General features: G+C 65.5%; 2 protein-coding genes. Both read left to right on the top strand.

Annotated elements, in window-relative coordinates; all coding sequences use genetic code 11:
* Positions 1-137 precede the first annotated feature (137 nt).
* On the top strand, positions 138-1,484 hold the full coding sequence (locus P3L18_RS28030; protein WP_276115987.1) for a helix-turn-helix domain-containing protein: 1,347 nt from the start codon (positions 138-140) through the stop codon (positions 1,482-1,484).
* Positions 1,481-2,026, top strand: a 546-nt coding sequence (locus P3L18_RS28025; protein ID WP_276115986.1) for an ATP-binding protein, incomplete at its 3' end; no start/stop codon positions are given. The genes P3L18_RS28030 and P3L18_RS28025, both read left to right, overlap by 4 nt.

The following is a 2,026-nucleotide window of genomic DNA, read 5'->3' as shown; positions in this document are numbered from 1 at the left end:
TGACGGCGCTCATTGAAAGTGCCCAGTCTGGCTAATTGAAACTGCTCACTTGTGTGGCACCGCCAACAAGGGCGGGCCTTCCTCGATGCTGATGGTCTCTGACCACCGATCAGCCTTCGAGGGAGGCCCGCTCGTTCATGCTCACACAAGGAGAATCCGTGGAAGCACATGCCCTGCGAAAGCAGGGGTGGACGATCTCGGCGATTGCCCGGCATTTGGGCCGCAACCGACGCACGATCCGCAACTATCTCAACGAGACGACCATGCCGGGCCAGCGCAAGAAGCGTGAGGTGGATCCGTTCGACCGGTTCGTCGATTACGTGGCCACCAGACTGAGCGACGACCCGCATCTGTGGGCGCGCACGTTGTGTGACGAACTCGAAGACCTCGGCTACCAGCAGTCGTATCAGACGTTGACTCGTCAGATCCGGGTGCGGGGGTTGCGGCCGGTGTGTATGCAGTGCGCAACGGCCACCGACCGGCCCAACGCGGTGATCACTCACCTGCCGGGTGAGGAAACTCAATGGGATTGGGTCGAGTTGCCTGATCCGCCCGCCGAATGGGGTTGGGGCAAAACCGCATACCTGCTTGTCGGGTCGCTGGCGCATTCGGGGAAATGGCGGGGCTATCTGGCCCCGGATATGACCCGTCCACAGGTGATCGCGGGCATTGACCGGATCACCCGTCAGTTGGGTGGGGTGACCAGGACGTGGCGATTCGATCGCATGGCGACGGTCTGCCATCCCGCCACCGGAGACGTGACCGCCGAGTTCGCCGCGGTAGCCAAGCATTACGGAGTCTCGGTAGCAGTGTGCCCACCACGGCGCGGCAACCGCAAAGGTGTGGTGGAAAAGTCCAATCACACAGCTGCGCAACGCTGGTGGCGTACCGTGCCCGACGACACGACCGCCGAGCAGGCACAAACAAGCGTGGACACGTTCTGCCGTACCCGCTCCGACATTCGGCTACGCCCCACCCGCGACGGGCGGGCATCAGTGGTCACGATCGCCAAACGTGAACCGCTGCAGCGAGCGCCGGCGGCACCCTATCCCGCGGTACTCACCGAATCGCGCCAGGTCTCCCGGCAAGCGTTGGTGTCGTGGAAAGGCAACCAGTACTCGGTGCCACCGGAAGTAGCGATGAGCGAGGTCACCGTGCGTGAAGCACTCGGCGACAACCATATCGACATCGCCACCACCAGCGGGATCGTGATCGCCCGCCACCAGATGGCAGCCCGCGGCTCAGGCGCCCAAGTCCGCGACCACGGCCACGTCGTGGCCCTGGAAACCCTGGTGAAAGGCCAGGCCTCCGCCGGTGGGCGCCCACACCGCCGCAAAGAACGCATCCCACCCGGACCGGCCGCCCGTGCTGCCGCACAAGCATTGCGCGACAACAACTCCGAACCATCAATCGCCGATTCTGCATCGGTGGTCGACCTCGCCGTCTACGAACGCGCCGCACAGAATAGGAACACCTTGTCATGACCACCACCAACACCCACCCGACCGCCAACAACGAGCCGCAGTCGCAGGCGGCGGTCTCGCTGTATCAGAAGCTGCGCGGACATCTGGCCACCCTCAAACTCGATGCGGCCGCCCAGGCCCTTCCTGGGGTGCTGCACACCGCCACCGACGAACAATGGACGCTCACCCACACCCTCGAGCACCTGCTGGCGATCGAGGTCGACGCCACCGACGCCCGCCGCCTGGCCGGCCGATTGCGCTTCGCGTGCCTGCCCACCCCAGCGACACTGGACTCCTTCGACTACGACGCCGCTCCGGGCGTGGATGCGGCCCTGATCCGCGAACTCGGCACCTGCGCCTACCTGGAGTCGGCGACCAACGTGCTGCTCGTCGGGCCGCCCGGTACCGGCAAAACTCACCTCGCGGTCGGATTGGCCCACGCCGCAGTCCACGCCGGCTACCGCACCTACGTCACCACCGCCGCCGATCTGGCCGCCCGCTGCCACAAAGCCGCGATCGAGGGCCGCTGGTCGACCACCATGCGATTCTTCGCCGGCCCCACC

The sequence above is a fragment of the Gordonia sp. N1V genome (assembly GCF_029269935.1).
Lineage (GTDB): Bacteria > Actinomycetota > Actinomycetes > Mycobacteriales > Mycobacteriaceae > Gordonia > Gordonia polyisoprenivorans.
Note: the sequence above shows the minus strand (reverse complement) of the source record. Positions and strands in the feature narration are given on the sequence as shown.

Bases quoted from the DNA above. Each gene is read 5' to 3' on its own strand.
- P3L18_RS28030 (WP_276115987.1), top strand. From the start codon at position 138: ATGCTCACACAAGGAGAATCCGTGGAAGCACATGCCCTGCGAAAGCAG.